The organism is Haloferula sp. BvORR071 (assembly GCF_000739615.1).
Classification (GTDB): Bacteria; Verrucomicrobiota; Verrucomicrobiia; order Verrucomicrobiales; family Akkermansiaceae; genus Haloferula.
The window spans coordinates 107,204-121,550 of record NZ_BATP01000003.1 but is presented as its reverse complement, the minus strand read 5'-3'; the positions used below and the strand labels follow the sequence as shown (position 1 = coordinate 121,550).

Annotated in this window: 13 protein-coding genes; 7 read left to right on the top strand and 6 right to left on the bottom strand. The window is 62.3% G+C overall.

Annotated elements, in window-relative coordinates; all coding sequences use genetic code 11:
* Nucleotides 1-30 precede the first annotated feature (30 nt).
* Nucleotides 31-645, top strand: a complete 615-nt coding sequence (locus tag BV071_RS01495) for a hypothetical protein (RefSeq protein ID WP_265593932.1) — start codon at nt 31-33, stop codon at nt 643-645.
* Nucleotides 646-653: 8 nt separating this feature from the next.
* Here BV071_RS01495 and BV071_RS01490 read toward each other — a convergent pair whose 3' ends face one another.
* The gene (locus BV071_RS01490) at nt 654-1,739 is read right to left on the bottom strand and encodes a glucose-6-phosphate dehydrogenase assembly protein OpcA (RefSeq protein WP_035601155.1); all 1,086 of its coding nucleotides are present in this window, start codon (nt 1,737-1,739) and stop codon (nt 654-656) included.
* Between the two features lie 7 nt (nt 1,740-1,746).
* Entirely contained in the window at nt 1,747-3,279 is a 1,533-nt protein-coding gene (zwf, locus tag BV071_RS01485; protein ID WP_035601152.1) for a glucose-6-phosphate dehydrogenase, read from the bottom strand.
* A gap of 673 nt (nt 3,280-3,952) precedes the next feature.
* On the opposite strand from zwf, the gene BV071_RS32305 reads away from it, so the two are divergent.
* Nucleotides 3,953-4,546: a hypothetical protein gene (locus tag BV071_RS32305; protein ID WP_052572745.1), complete on the top strand. Its 594-nt coding sequence runs from the start codon at nt 3,953-3,955 to the stop codon at nt 4,544-4,546.
* Nucleotides 4,547-4,573: 27 nt separating this feature from the next.
* On the opposite strand, the gene BV071_RS01475 is transcribed toward BV071_RS32305, so the two are convergent.
* The 3 genes from BV071_RS01475 to BV071_RS01465 are packed head-to-tail and all read right to left on the bottom strand — an operon-like array spanning nt 4,574 to nt 7,729.
* Nucleotides 4,574-5,743, bottom strand: a complete 1,170-nt coding sequence (locus BV071_RS01475) for a polysaccharide pyruvyl transferase family protein (RefSeq protein WP_035601148.1) — start codon at nt 5,741-5,743, stop codon at nt 4,574-4,576.
* On the bottom strand, nt 5,740-6,762 hold the full coding sequence (locus tag BV071_RS01470) for a nitroreductase family protein (protein ID WP_052572744.1): 1,023 nt from the start codon (nt 6,760-6,762) through the stop codon (nt 5,740-5,742). The genes BV071_RS01475 and BV071_RS01470 overlap by 4 nt, the downstream gene beginning before the upstream one ends.
* A gap of 16 nt (nt 6,763-6,778) precedes the next feature.
* Nucleotides 6,779-7,729: a hypothetical protein gene (locus tag BV071_RS01465; protein WP_052572743.1), complete on the bottom strand. Its 951-nt coding sequence runs from the start codon at nt 7,727-7,729 to the stop codon at nt 6,779-6,781.
* A 139-nt stretch (nt 7,730-7,868) separates the two neighbouring features.
* On the opposite strand from BV071_RS01465, the gene BV071_RS01460 reads away from it, so the two are divergent.
* From BV071_RS01460 to BV071_RS01440, 5 genes are all read left to right on the top strand, one after another.
* Complete coding sequence (locus tag BV071_RS01460; RefSeq protein ID WP_265593931.1) at nt 7,869-8,402, top strand: hypothetical protein; 534 nt, start codon at nt 7,869-7,871, stop codon at nt 8,400-8,402.
* A complete protein-coding gene (locus BV071_RS01455) occupies nt 8,399-8,779 on the top strand; it encodes a POTRA domain-containing protein (protein WP_035601143.1) in 381 nt (126 codons plus the stop codon). The genes BV071_RS01460 and BV071_RS01455 overlap by 4 nt, the downstream gene beginning before the upstream one ends.
* A 91-nt stretch (nt 8,780-8,870) precedes the next feature.
* The gene (locus tag BV071_RS01450; protein ID WP_265593930.1) at nt 8,871-9,284 is read left to right on the top strand and encodes a hypothetical protein; all 414 of its coding nucleotides are present in this window, start codon (nt 8,871-8,873) and stop codon (nt 9,282-9,284) included.
* The gene (locus BV071_RS01445) at nt 9,281-10,078 is read left to right on the top strand and encodes a metal ABC transporter ATP-binding protein (RefSeq protein WP_052572742.1); all 798 of its coding nucleotides are present in this window, start codon (nt 9,281-9,283) and stop codon (nt 10,076-10,078) included. Before BV071_RS01450 ends, BV071_RS01445 begins: the two co-directional genes overlap by 4 nt.
* 177 nt (nt 10,079-10,255) lie before the next feature.
* Nucleotides 10,256-11,092, top strand: coding sequence for a metal ABC transporter permease (locus BV071_RS01440; RefSeq protein WP_035601138.1), 837 nt, complete (start codon nt 10,256-10,258; stop codon nt 11,090-11,092).
* 88 nt (nt 11,093-11,180) lie between these two features.
* Here BV071_RS01440 and BV071_RS32300 read toward each other — a convergent pair whose 3' ends face one another.
* Nucleotides 11,181-13,898, bottom strand: a complete 2,718-nt coding sequence (locus BV071_RS32300; protein WP_052572741.1) for a pre-peptidase C-terminal domain-containing protein — start codon at nt 13,896-13,898, stop codon at nt 11,181-11,183.
* Nucleotides 13,899-14,347 lie beyond the last annotated feature (449 nt).

Genomic DNA, 14,347 nt, shown 5'->3' with positions numbered 1-14,347 from the left:
GAGCATGTATAGCCGCATCACTCCTCCATCATGAGATTCCTCCGTTCCCCCTTCCTTTTGCTTCTGGCTCTGACGGGACTTTCCCAAGCTGCCAGCACTCTGTTCCACCTTGAGACCGATTACTCGGGACCGCTGACCCCGTCGATCAACACGACGGCCACCCAGTCGAGCGACCTGAGTGACTTGAGCGGCCTCGCTCCCGGACAATCGATCCAGCTCCAATTCATCCCGGACAATCCGGTCGCGTGGTCGGGGAGCATGTTCTACCCCGCCGGAGATCTGAGTCTAACATGGACTGCCACGGTGGAGATCTCGGTGGGCGGCCATATCCTGACTTACACTGACACCTGGACCTTGAACGCTCAGGGCGCCCCTGAGAGCGGGGCTAGCGGAGTCTTTGGCATCGGGGTGCCAGGGCCGTCCGCCGTGATGCATACGCTGGACCTGCCGTGGGGCACGGATCTCAGCAACATCACGATCACGCTGCGGGATTTGAGCAACTTCTCCGGCGGCGACTTCGGTGATTCGTCGATGCTGCTGAAGGGAAGCCTGAAGACCGTATCGGTCCCCGAGCCCTCGGCCTTGCTGATGGCGGGCCTGCTTCCGGCGACGCTACTGTTGCGGCGCCGCCGGTGTGTGGCTTGAGGTCTTGCTCAGCGCTCCAGCAGTTCCCGGAAGCGCGGCATGATCTTCTGGAAGAGCGAGTTCTTGCCGCCGCGGGCGAGTTGCTCGCCGAGAAGGCCGACCGAGCTATCGGGATCGACCGGGCCCGGTGATTCGATTTCGTGACCCGATGCCTTGATGCGGCGGGTCAGGAAGCTGGCACCTGCCTCGCGGGAGATGGCGACTTCCACGCCCCCACCCTGCAAGGAGACGAGGCTGAGCGGGGCTGCGCTTGCGTCGGCTGTTAGAGTGGCGGTGATGGACTTGCCGGCGGCCCCCTCGAAGGAGAAGCCTTCCTTGTTGCCGCTGCGGCGGGTCACGGCGAGATCGAGCTCCATGCCATCGCGCCAGCTGGCCTGCACGGCGAGCCAGGCGAGCATTTGCAGGGCGGTGCTGCGGTGAGCGGGATGGTAGACAATCTCCACGCTATCCACCTTCGGCAGGGCGCCGAGAACGAGCGGGTCATCATACACAGCGGCGACCGAGACGCGGAACTGGAAGCTGCGCGTCCATGCGAGGTCCTGCACCACCAGTTCGCGGGTGGCGCTATCGACCGCCGCGGAGATGGTGGCGAAGGCCGCTTTCGGCTCGGCCCATTCGCTGCTATCGAAGACGAAGCGATCTACCAGGCTGTAGAGGCGATCCTCGAAGATCGGCGAAAGTTCGCCCTGCCACCAGAAGATCAGCGGCAAGTCCGAGGCAAGGTGGGCGAAGACAGTATTCCGCAGGCGGCCGGTGGCCCGGCCGGTGAGGGCGAAGGAGATCTGCTCGCAGCAGACCGACTTGCGGCCGTGCAGGAGGTGGCAGTGTGCGGTGATCCAAGCGCGGATCGACGCGTCCTGCTCACTGCGGTCAATGCCGATGAGGATCGCGCGGCAGGCGTGCTCCGTGGTGAGCTCGCGGACAGCGGCGGAGTTTTGCTCCAACGCGCCCGGGGCCTCGGAGTAAACCGCGAGGTTCATCAGCGAGGCATTGGTGCGCGCCTCGTCTTCCTCCCAGAGCTTGCGCAGCTCCTTGTCGATCGAGCCGACAAAGACCTCGCGGCCGAGTTCGGGATGCATCTCTAGAGTGGCCATGGGATCTTCAGAGTCTGCGCCAGGAATTCCCGTCGCGCTGCAAAAGTTCGTCCGCTTCCTTCGGTCCCCAGGTGCCGGCGACGTATTCGGCCATCGGCGGCGGGGTGTCGCTCTGGTGCCAAGCGTGCTCGATGTGGTCGATGAACTTCCAGGCTTCCTCCACTTCGTCGCGGCGGGCGAAGAGGGTGGCGTCACCGGCCATGGCATCGAGCAAGAGGCGCTCGTAGGCTTCCGGGCTGCCCTTGCCGAAGCTGGTGGCGTAGTGGAAGTCCATCTTCACCGGCTCCAGGCGCAGGCTGGTGCCGGGGATCTTCGAGACCATGCGCAACGAGATGCCTTCATCCGGCTGGATGCGGATGACCAGCACGTTGGCACCGGGAACGCCGCCGGGCAGCGCATTGAAGAGCACACAGGGCGGGGCCTTGAAGTGCACGGAAATCTCGGTGGCCTTCTTCGGCAACTGCTTGCCCATGCGGATGTAGAAGGGCACGCCGCTCCAGCGCCAGGTATCGATCATCAGGCGCACGGCCACGTAGGCCTCGGTCATGCTCTCCGGATCCACGCGGTCTTCCTCGCGGTAGCCGGGGACCTCCTTGCCATCGACGAAGCCCTTGGTGTATTGGGCGCGGACGACGTTCTCGGCGACCTTTTCCGGGGTGTCCCACTGGCGGAGCGAGCGGATCACCTTGACCTTCTCATCGCGGACGCCATCCGCGCTGAGGTCGGTGGGAGGCTCCATGGTGATCAGGCTGAGGAGCTGGAGCAGGTGGTTCTGCACCATGTCACGCAGGGCACCAGCAGTGTCGTAATAGCCGCCGCGGCCACCTTCCATGCCGAGGTTCTCGGCGCAGGTGACCTGCACGTGGGAGATGTAGCGGTTGTTCCAGAGCGGTTCGAAGATCGCGTTGGCGAAGCGCAGGACCATGATGTTCTGCGCGGTCTCCTTCCCGAGGTAGTGGTCGATGCGGTAAGTGTCCTTTTCGTGGAAGGTCCGGTTCACCACCTCGTTGAGGTGCTGGGCGGTCTTGAGATCGGTGCCGAAAGGCTTTTCCACGATCACGCGGGCCCAGCAGCCGTCCTTGGCCTCGTTTAGACCGGCTTCCTTGAGCTTCTCCAGGATCACGTCGAAGAACTCGGGAGCGCTGGCGATGTAAAAGAGGCGGTTGCCCTTCCCGCCGCGGTCGCGATCGATCGTGTCGAGGCGCTCGGCGAGGCGCTTGTAACCGTCGGTTTCGTCGAACTCGCTCTGGTGGTAGTGGATGTTGTCCACGAACTTGCCCCAGATGGTGTCGTCATGGCCGGAGCGGGAGACCTTGCGGTTGAGTTCTTCGAGGCCCTTGCGGAACTCCTCGTCGGATTTCTCACGGCGCGCAAAGCCGAGGATCTTCACACCGGGTGGCAGCTCGCCGTCCACGGCCAGATTGTAGATCGCCGGGACCAGCTTGCGGTGGGTAAGGTCTCCGGTGGCACCGAAGATCACGACTGTGCAGGGCTCCGGGCGCGAACGGGAGACGAGGTCTTCGCGAAAAGGGTTCGTCATGGCAGGGCGGCGGTGTCGCTCAAAGTCCCCCGCGGGGGAAGCGAAATGGGTATGAATTCTCGTCACCATTACCATCAAGGCCGCGATTTGGAAGCTCTTCCAAGCGGTGCGGGAGGGCTGATGATCCTTTCAGGGCCAATGGTTCGCAGTGGAAATTCGTTCGTCCACTGCTGATTCCCGCAGCATGGCATCTTTTGCCAGAAAATGGTTCACCGACGCTAGCCCGGGCTATCGGGGCTTCGCTGGAGGCTAGCGGGTAAAAAATCCAAAGGGTTGAAAGTTGGACTTGAATTCCCACCGTTGAGTATGCAAATTCGCCCCGTCAGCCGCACCGGCCAGCTCACCTGAGATGGGCGGATGCGAATCGCCACCCCGCGGAGGGGAGCATGTTGGCATGGTGCCGGGTCAGGTTGCGGACTTCCGTTCCGATCCCGGCGAATGAAACAGCGCTCCTCAAGATGAGAACTCATTCGACCAGAAACTCCGCAGCCGCGACGGCTTCGTGTTGACGCCTTCCTCGCGGTGACCCGCTGACGATGGCATGTCGCAAAGCAAGGACTTGCCGCGCCCGCGCGAACCACGCCGGAGCCCAGTGATCCCGTGCGGGCAAGGTGTGCCCGCGCATCCCGTGCAAGGGCAACAAGCTTTCACCTTTCATCTTCTCCAAGCCAATATGATCAAGCAATTCGTCAGGGACTTCCAATACGCTCTCAATTCCCGGGAGCACTCCTTGTTCACCCACCTGCTTCCCAATGAGAAGCGAGACCGACTCGCCGCGCACGCTGCGAAGTACGACAACTTCGTGGAGACGGGCACTTATCTCGGTGAAACCACGGCCGCCATGTCCGGCGTTTACCGCAAGGTTTACACGGTGGAGATTCACGAGGAACTTTACCGCAAGGCTGCCGCGCGCTTTGCCGGGCAGGACTACATCCGCTGCTTCCACGGCGACAGTGCCAAGGTCCTGCCGGAGATCGTCGCGCAGCTCGATGGGCCCGCCGTCTTCTGGCTCGATGCCCACTACTCCGGCCCGCGCACTGGCAAGGCAGGATCCCGCGAAACACCGATCGAAGATGAACTGGCGACGATCTTCGAGAGCGAGTCCAAGGAGCACCTGATCCTTATCGATGACGCCCGGCTATTCGTCGGGAAAAACTCGTATCCGACGATTGGCCGCTTGTGGAAGTTCGTGCGGACCCACTCGCCCTACAGCATGACCGTGCGGGATGACATCATCCGCCTGTATCGCGACCCCGAGCGCTACTGAGTCCGTTTCTTTCCTTGGATGGTGGTCTCAAGCTGCCGGTGCTCCGGCCCGGCAGCTTGAGCGTATCAGCTTCTCCACTTCACCCCACATCGCATCGTTGCGTTGCTTGATGCGGTTTGCAGCCTGCGTGAGTCGCTCTTGATAGCCGCCGCGCTCCTCGGGGGAGCAGAGCTTGTCGATGGTGGCCTCAAGCAATACTTCGTTATCCAGCTCGTCGATGAGCAGATCCGGGCAGCCGAAGTCTTGGTAGAGCTGTGGATACTTGTGCGACCAGCCGACGGCAATCGCGGGCAGCCCCTGCGAGAGCGTGCTGACAAGAGCATGGAAGCGGGAGCCAATGACAAGGCTCGCTTTTGCCAGGATGGCCTTGAGCACGCGGGCGTCCTCGTGCTCGATCACCGGCAGCGTCAGGCCGCGTTCTTTCAAGGCTGCCACCACCTTGCGGTCGTCGTTGGCATCGTGCAGCAAGAAGACGGGGTTCAGCCCGCGGCGCTCGAGGGAGCGGGCTGAACGCAGCAAGAATGCGAGATAGGTATCACCTGCCTCTCCCTTGTCGACCATGCGCTGATTGGGAACGATGGCGGAGAAGCTCTTCGGGATGCGGAGTGAAGCCGGGTGCAGCGGGCGGATGCCGATGGTGAAGTCCGGATAGACGCGGAGAGTGGGCAAGGTGCCCAAGGCAAGCAGCTCCTCGCGTGAGCGAGAATCGCGGGCACAGACAAGACTCGCTCGTCCGCAGAGCTGGCGCGTGGCCTTTGCTGTCTCCGGATCGGTGAAGGGACCGAAGGCCTGCGGAAGCAGTAGCAGTGGCTTCCCCGCGCGGGCGGTGCGGGTCATCTTGCGGTGGAGATGACGGGCACCCTTCGGTCCCCACTTATCGGAGAAGGAAAAACCGGAAGCATCCAGCACCACATCGATCGTGGCGGGATCGACAATGCCGGCGGCCTCTTCAATGCCCGGTGAGTAGCGCCGGATACTCGCAGCGGAGAGCCGCGATTGCCAGCGCTTGGAAAACTCCCAAGTGGTCCAGAAGCCATAGCGGGCGCGCGCCTCGAAATCACCGAAGCCCGGCGGCACGACCAGACGGACTCCCGGGAAGCTGGCGCGCAGGCGTTCGGCAATGGCGATAGCCATCAACTCCGCGCCACGGTTGTGGGTGCCGGTGCCATGGATCTCGACGGTGAGAGGCTTCTTCATTCGAAATTGTAGCGGCGGATGAGCGGCAGGCTCTTCTTGGTAGAGTGTGCCACCATGCCTTCCGGATCGGGATAGCCAAGGGCGACCAGCATCACCGGACGCTCGTCCGGGGCCAAGTTGAGAAGCTTCGCCATCTGAGTCTCGTTTGCCTCGATGTCGGGCCAATTCACGCAGCAGGAGCTCAGGCCCTGCACCTCCAGACCGAAGAGCAGGCCCATGACCGCGAGCGAGGAATCGATATAGATGAGATGGCGGTCGCGCTCGCTGAAGAAGTGCCGCTGCTGCCCCAGCACCACGATCACCACCGGCACATTGTGGCCATAGCCCGCGAGGCCGAAGGGAATCCCGATCACCTTCTGCACAAGTTCCGGGTCATCGAAGATCCGGAATTCGAAGGGCTGGCGATTGCAGGCGCTCGGGGCCTGGGTGCCCACTTCAATGGCTTGGTCGATCGCCTCGCGCGGGACCGGCTTCGGCAAGAACCAGCGCACCGAACGCCGGCGTTTTGCCAATGCCTGCAGGCCCGCGAGATCAAGCGGCAAGGGACCCAGATCGCGGCGATACGGAATCCGCGAAGGCTCCGCCGGATCATGCCCGGCTGCGGCATCAAAGCTGATGGCATGCGGATCGACCACCGATTGCCCGGCGTGACGCCTGAAATATTCCGTCAGAACATCGCGAGCCCAAGCGAGCTCTGTGGCATCGATCCCGGCGGTGCTGGCGGTGACGAAGGCAGCCACTGTCTCGCCGATGTAATCAAGGGCGAAGGGCAGGCGCTGCGGCCGCATCAAGAGGCCCTTCTCCAAGCGATGCACGTTGCGCCGCAAGATGGCCATGCTGCCACCGGGGCGCCGAAGGGAATCCTCATAGGCCTGCCGCCCCGCGGCAAAGGAGCGCTGCTCCCGCCCGAAGTCTGAGCGGACGAAGCCATAGTAGAAGCCAGAGCCCATGGCACTGCGAGCCGCGGCTTTCGCAAGCAAGGGATCAATCCGGCGGAGCAAACGGCGAAAAAAGCGCATGAGACGGGCGGCTTGCTTACTTCTTCGGCACGTAGCCCGGGATCAGGAGTTGGCGGATCCAGCGCTTGAGGTAGCGCTTCCGGTAGCGGCCGGTGCTGCCCAGCACGTTGTCCGCATAGATGCGGTTGTAGGCAGCGGAGACCGTGATTTCCGGCGGATGCTGCAATGGAAACGCAAGTGGCGTGGTCGGTGCATTCGCCGCATGCAGGCTACCCTCCCCGGTGGTGTGGGTAGCCTCGCCACCGAAGCCGGTGTTCGAGATCTGATTGACGGCTGGAGCCAAGCAGAGGCCGCGGTTCTTCATCACCGCGAAGTGCCAGCGGTAGCCCCACATGCTGTCCTTCTGCCTGACCGAGATCACGCGATCCCGCTGCGCGTATTGGCGATAGCGGTCCACGCCTTCCATAACGAAGTAGGACTTGAGAATCTGCTCGGGTGGCGGGACCTCGTAGCGGAAATGCTTCCAAGCGCGGGCCCAGGTTCCCCAGCCCCAGAGATCGGGGTAGCGGGTGAAGGCGTAGCTGTAAGGAGCACAGGCAGCCGTGGTCCGCTGATCCGCATAGCTATTGCCGCAGATGTGCATTACTCCGGGATGATCCCGGTAGCGCTCTAACAGCTCGGCAACGTACGCGAAGAAGGTCGGCTCCGGCAGGCAGTCATCCTCCAGGATGATTCCCCTCTCCTCCCACCCGAACATCCAAGTGATCGCGTTGCTCACGCCGCGACCGCAGCCTTGGTTCACTTCCGAGAAGCGAGTGAGGACTTCGCAGGGCCAATCGACCTGGTCCGCGAGTTCGCGGCACTGTCGCGTGGCTTCCGCATCACGCGGATGGGTGGAGGGATCACGGGGGCCGTCCACCGCGAGATAGAGGCGCTCCGGTCGATACTCGCGGATCTTTTCGAAGACCTGCCGCGACAACTCCGGGCGGTTGAAGGAGAGCAAGAGGATGGGCGGTTTGCTCGACATGCCGGAACGGAAAGAGGTGGCCGCCGCTTGTGTCGCCGCTCTCCCTGAAACGGGCAAGCATTTTCACACCATTCAGTATGGTATTAAGTAGAGTTTATGGCGGCTTCCTGCTGCCAGATGCTCCTGCAAAATGCTAGCGATGATCTGGCAACCCATTCCAATTCAGGATCTCGGCCCGGAATTGGCGGGCTTCGAGGACTGGGTGCTCGGCGGCGGCCACTCGGTTGACTTGGTCGCTGGCAAAGACAGCCGCGAGCACGGCGATACGGACATTGGTGTCCTGCGCTCGCGGCTGGGAGAGTGCCTGCGTTGTTTGGATCGCCGGCGGGTCTTTCTTTGCCTCGCCGGGCAGCATGTGGCGTGGGATGGCGGAGAGGTTCCCAGAGAGGTCCATGACATCTGGGTCACGGATCGGCTGCGCGAGCATTGGTCCTTCCAGATCATGGTCTTCGATGAGGAGGGCGATGAGGTGATTTACCGCCGCGACCCACGGATCCGCTGGAAGCGCGACCATCATCATGTGATGGTGAATGGGATCCGGGTGCTGAATCCCTTCATCACCTTCTTGTTCAAAGCGAACCAGACGATCGTGGGGGACAAAGATGCACACGATCTTGCGACGCTCATCGCAAGTGTGTCCTCCCGAGTAGTCCCCTACCCCCGCTTCCCATGACCCGCGATCCGGCTCTTCTTGCGCTCGCCCTAGTCCTCGCCTCGTGTGCGGGAATCCCGCCCACGCCGTCCGAGCCGACGGTGGCCGAGTCCAAGGCCCAAGGGCTTCCGGCTGCACCAATCGAAGGAAAACGGGTTTCCGAGGTGGCGATCCGCTACACCCTGCCAATCGACATCGATCCACCCCGGCGGCTCCGCTCCTACATCGGCACCCATAGCGGCGGAACCTATTCAGACAAGCAGGTCGACTCTGACATCAAGGCGCTTTACGAAAGTGGCTATGTCGACAAGGTCCGGGTGCTGGCTGAGCCATCGGGCGATGAGGTGCTTCTCATCTATGAGGTGACGCCGCGGGCTTCCCTCTTCTCCGGCCGATGAAGATCGATTCGGCGTGAAATAGGTGGAGTCACCCAAACGCAAATCGCTTGCAAATACCACCTTCCTGCGCGAAGCATCGCTTGTCGGAGCCATGCGCGGATCGCCCCTTTTGAGAACTTTGATCGTCCTGGCCGCGTTGCTGGCGACGGGGCTGGCGCTTGGCAAGCTGACGAAGTCCCATGCCCCGGTCGCACCACTGCCAGTGAAGACCGAGGAGCCCCCCGCGGCCAAGGCGACGAAGAAGGCAACCTACGAGTTGGTGCTTTCCGGGGTCGCCAAGGAGGTCGCGATCAATGACCAGCCGGTGGTGGTGAGCGAAGCTGGCCCGTTGGCGGGACGGCTGGAGATCACCGGAGAGCAACCGGTGGTCGCCTTGCGGGTGACTTGGGCAGATCAAGCTGCGGGGCACCGCTTCGCCAAGCTGCGGCTGGAGATCCCGGGCAAGCCGACGCTTGAGCACGTTTTCGATTCCAGCGGCGACATCGACGACATCTGGGAACCATGAGCCACGAGCACCACGACTGCTGCGCCCACCACGCGCATCACCACGAGATGGTGATCGACGCGCTGCAGGTGCGCTACCGGAACAATCTGGCGCTGGATGGCGTGTCCTTTGCGACCTCCTGCGGCAACCGGGTGGCGCTAGTGGGGCCGAATGGCGCGGGCAAGAGCACGCTGCTCAAGGCGATCGCAGGGCTGGTGCCACGCAGTGCCGGCAAGATCCTGTGGCGTGGCACGGCGGTAAAGCGCTGGTCGCGGGAGTTCGCCTACCTGCCGCAGCGGGAGGAAGTGGACTGGTCCTTCCCCATCACCGTACGCGGCCTGGTGGAGATGGGGCGCTATCCGCAGACCGGGATGTTCGGGCGCTTCAGCGACAAGGATGATGCGGCGGTGGAAAGTGCCCTCGCCGCCTTGGATTTGCTCGATCTCCAGCGGCGGCAGATCCGCGAGCTTTCCGGCGGGCAGCAGCAGCGGGCCTTCTTGGCGCGAGCGCTGGCGCAGGAGGCACACGTGCTTTTGTTAGACGAGCCCTTCACCGGGCTGGACCGGAATGCCTCACGCCAACTCAGTGATTTGTTGGAGCGACTGGCACATGAAGGCCGACTGGTGGTGGCATCGCATCATGACCTGGCGAGTGCGCCGCGATTGTTTGACGAGGCACTGCTATTGAAGACGCGGCCGATTGGCTTCGGTGTGGCGGCGGAGGTTTTGAGCGCGGGGAATTTAGACCGGGCCTTCGGGCATATTTCGGATGTGGAGGATCGCGCGGCGCCGCAGCCCGTGACCTCGGATTTGTGAGGGCGCTGATGGAATGAAGGTGAACTTTCAGATGGCAATGGCCCTACCACGCATGAGGCGTCCTTACGGGACACAGGGTTTGTTGCGGGTTCTACCCGGCACTTTGTTCCGGGCTGGTATGAGTCGTCCCGTTGGGACGGAGAGTGGTGGGAGCGAAGCCCTAACGGTGGTTTTGGCATGAGCGAGTTGTTCTCCAATCCCTTCTACCAGCGGGCGCTGGCGGCGGCGCTGATGATCGGCTTTGCCAATGGCTTCTTCAGCGGCTTCGTGGTGCTGCGGCGGAATGCGCTGTCGGTGAGTGCGCTGTCGCACACGATGCTGCCGGGGATCGCCTTCGGGATCCTGCTCACGGGCGCATTGACGCAGGGCAGTGCTTTCGTGGGCGCTTTGTTCGCGGCACTGATGGTCGGGCTCGGCTCGGTGGCGATCGCGCGCGGCAACCGGGTGGCGCAGGGCACTGCACTGGCGGTGATCTATACTTCCGCGTTTGCGGCGGGCGTGGCGATCTTGCCGCGGCTGGACACGCGGCAGGAGCTGGAGCACTGGCTCTTCGGCGACATTATGGCGGTGGGAGACTCCGACCTGAAGATCGCGTTCTGGATCGGGGCCTTCACCTTGGTATCGGCGAACCTGCTGATGCGGCCGCTGCTGCTGACTTTGTTCGAGCCGAACGTGGCGGCGGCGCAAGGAGTGCCAGTGCGCTTCATGCACTATCTGCAGTTCACGCTGCTGGTGCTGTCGCTGGTGAGTTCGCTCCAGGCGGTGGGTTGTGTGCTCTCCGTGGGGATGCTGATTGCTCCCGCGGCGACGATTTCCTTGCTCACGGACCGGACCTCCGCGTTGTTTTGGGGTGGAGGGACCTTGGGGGCTGTGGGAGCGGTCGGCGGGGTGTTGTTAGCAGCCTGGCTCCGGCTCGCGCCGGGACCGGTGATCGTGATCTTGCTGGGAATCTTCTTCCTCTTGGCGTGGCTGTTCAGCCCCAAGTATGGAGTGTTCGCCATGCGCCGCAGCTAGGAGCCGCGTCACCCTTCCCCGCCGGAGCGCAAAAAGCCCCGGCTGCATCGCGAGGACGCAACCGGGGCTAACAAGCTTCAGCCGCGGCTTATCGGGCGCGGTAGAACATCCTGGCCGGCGACCCTGCCGGCACGGTATATGGCGAAGTCGCACCGGGGACATCCGTGAAACCGCTCATGATGTCAGTCGAGGACTGCAACACACCGGTGTAGGTGACCTTTAGTTGCCCCGACACCTTGTCGATGGAGATCGAGCTTGGGGCCGAATTCGCGAAGACCGAGAGGTTCACGTTGTCGATGTCCTGGCGAACGAATAGCCCGCCGGTACGGCCGCCCGCGATCAAGCGGAAGGATTCGCTCGCAATGTCGAAGCCCGGGACCAGCACGTTGGTGAAGACCTGCTGCACCGTTGCCGCTCCATTGACATCCTGAACCAATTGCAGGCTGACCATGGTTCCGCCGGGCCCATTGCTCATCATGGTGATGATCGCCCGGTGGAATAGATTACTGCTCAGGGTAAATGGCGAGACAACTTGCGCCAAAGCGGTCCCCGGAGAAAGCGGACCCGCCATCCGGATGACGTTCTGGCCGTAGATTCCGAAGCCCAAGGCCAGCGAATTCCCCAACCCGCCCTCGCCGGAGGGGTTCTCCCAGTTCTTGTTCGGAGCCGCCGGATTCGCACCGCCGGTCTCACCGAAGGCACTGGTCCGGAAGAGCCCGATCCCGACACCATCCGCAGGATTGCTGGAACCCTGGCGGAAGTCGAAGCTCAGGCGCAAAGCCAAGGGAGCCCCGGAAGGCACCTTGTTCCAAGCAATCGAATTGTTGTTGCTGTTGGAGGCATCGGTGATCTGCAGCGCATTGTTGTTTGCCGCGACACCGGTCGCCGTGACCGCGGGAACCCAAGCACCGCCCGAATTCGTCAAGGTATAGGTCGAGTTGAGCTTCGTACCATCGAAGTTCTCCGTCAGTAGTGGCGTGTAGGTAATCGCCGGAACGCTTCCCACCACCTTCGGATTACTGCCGAGTGTCACCTCGACTCGATCGGGGTAGCCGTCGCCATCGGTATCCACCTTGTTCGGATCCGTGCCAGGTTGAGAGACCCCGGTGAAGGCCTCGGTGGGATCTTCCACATCGTCCCGGAAGCCGTCGTTGTCGCTGTCTTGAACCAGCGGATCGGTTCCGGTGTGGGTGGCGTCGAGCCACACGCCGGTGCCGGTTTCCCAACCGTCCTTGAGTCCGTCGTCGTCGGTGTCCGAATCGTTCGCCTTGGTGTGGCGGCTGAATTCAAACTTGTTCAAGAGTCCGTCTTGGTCGGGATCGCCGTCGGCACCATTGTCACCCACGGCGGAGTTCGGGTCCAATTGGTTGTCGATCTCCCACTGGTTCGGCAGGCCGTCACCGTCGCTATCGGGGCTGTAGGCTTCGAGGAGTTCCCAGGTAGTTTCGGTGTTCGCGAAGAACTCGCCGATGTCTTGGGCGATCGAGAGTTCCATCTGATCGCCGCCCCCGATCTCATACATCGTATACTCCAGCGTGTGCGTGCCGACGGTAAGCTCGGCAACACCGAATGAGGGGCTATTCGCCGTGCCACTGATGAAGACCTGCTCGCCATCGATCCGCAGCCGCTGGCCGTCATCGGCGATACCACGGAAACTGTAGAATCCCGCTTGGCGCACGTAGAAGGTCCCAGTCGCCTGGGTCGCGAACTGATTGCCGCTGCCCGCGGTGTCCGGGAAAGCGCGGTCGCCGCCGAAGTAGCCTTGGGCCACTCCTCCGTTGGCATAGTTGACCACCTGGTTCTGCTGGGTTGCTGAGGTCGCAGCATTGGTCCCTGCAAGAAGGGCGTCCGCCACGTCGAAGTTGTTGACGACGGTGCCGGCGGTGGCGTGGACCTGCCTGACGGTGAAGCTGCCGCCGCCCGACACGATCGGATTCTTCGTCGTCAGGGCCAACTTGATGCCGAGCGGATCGTTGCTGACGGGATCCAGCGAGGCATGAGAAGTCGCCTGAACGCCATCACCCGCGAAGAGCACGGTCACGCCGACCACTTGGTTGGGGTTCAGCGTGATTGGAAGCGCAGGACCCTGCACAGAGAACTTGGCCGCATCCGGACCGGTGAAATTCCATCCGGTAATGGTTAGAGGAGCATTGCCGGTATTGGCCACTCCCAGCGCCGTGGATTGCAGGTAGTCGGTCCGTCCGACCACCCGCCTGAAGACCGGAACCGGAACCGGATTGGTGGAGACCAAGCTGTCGTATTGCACGATCGGGGCTACTGCATCCAGCCCGATGAAGACCTGGTAAGGGCCTCCGGTCCCTCCCGGAGAGCCAAAGCCGGTGCCGGGAATCGTGGGATCCGCGGGCAAGCTACCGGCCGGGTAACTGTCCACGTTGACCCAATTGCTGACCACCACGTAGTAGGTGCCCGCGACGGTCGCGGTGTAGGTGAGCTTGCTGGCGCGGCCGTAGGTATCATCGTCGAACGCCTTCATCGTTCCATCCGGCCCATAGATGGCGACCAAGGAATCGAAATCATCGCTGGTGCCGGCATTCTTGAGATCGACCGTGATGACCTGCCCGGCATTGGCGGTCAGCTTGAAGAAATCGAAGTCGCCGCTGCCATCTCCATCCACCACGCCATAGAGTCCATCCGAACTGTGGCCGTAGGCGACCTTGAGCCCGCTGCTCCCCGCCGTGAGGCCGGTGGGATTTGCGGTCGAAAACGAGTCGTCTTGTTCGGTCTGGGTGATGACTTGGCCGAGGGCCGGTGTAAGGCCGCAAAGGACAGTGAGAAGGCCGGCCAAGAGCGGTCGCCGGAATTTCGGCGGGATATCGACCGATCCTAATCGGGGAGCGACGGATGGGCGATGGAAGGTTTTTTCGCTAATCATGGTTTATATTAGTATTGGCTTAACTCGCCAGCTCTCACGAGGCCACCCTAACAGCCCATGGAGTTGGCTTCGCACGCGCGGAGCCTACAAGGGAATGAGTTAGGAGGAGTGTGATCGCCGGATTTTCCCTCTGGGTCACAGAGGGCGCGTTTGCATCACTTTACACAAACGCGACGACTAGCAGCGAGCGCGCCAGCCCGCAATGGGAAATCTTAATCAGCTCACTTGCCGATTCGCATAATTGCGGGTGCATCAATGAAATGCATTCAGGCATGCATGGTGCAACGGCCAGCAGCATGATCGGGATTGTCACTCAATTTCCCATGAACCCGTAGGCACGGAAGTTCATTTGTATCACAGAA